Origin of the sequence: Paenibacillus sp. Pae15, assembly GCF_024519685.1 — a bacterium.
GTDB classification, from domain to species: Bacteria; Bacillota; Bacilli; order Paenibacillales; family NBRC-103111; genus Paenibacillus_G; species Paenibacillus_G naphthalenovorans.
Map to the genome: position 1 here is coordinate 1 of NZ_JALJRM010000104.1, position 206 is coordinate 206.

Consider the following 206-nt stretch of genomic DNA (forward strand, 5'->3'; position numbering starts at 1 on the left):
AATACGTTTGGTGATGATGGCGGAAGGGAACCACGCGTACCCATACCGAACACGACCGTTAAGCCTTCCAGCGTCGATGGTACTTGGACCGCAGGGTCCTGGGAGAGTAGAACGTCGCCAAGCGAATATTCCCTGATAGCTCAGTTGGTAGAGCACTCGACTGTTAATCGAGTTGTCACAGGTTCGAGTCCTGTTCGGGGAGCCAT

General features: G+C 53.9%; 1 tRNA gene and 1 rRNA gene. Both read left to right on the forward strand.

Going from position 1 to position 206, the window contains the following annotated elements:
• The first annotated feature begins 6 nt into the window (after positions 1–6).
• Positions 7–123: ribosomal RNA gene (gene rrf / locus NR121_RS25140) — 5S ribosomal RNA — on the forward strand.
• 6 nt (positions 124–129) lie between these two features.
• Positions 130–205: transfer RNA gene (locus NR121_RS25145), tRNA-Asn, on the forward strand.
• The last annotated feature ends 1 nt before the right edge of the window (position 206 follow it).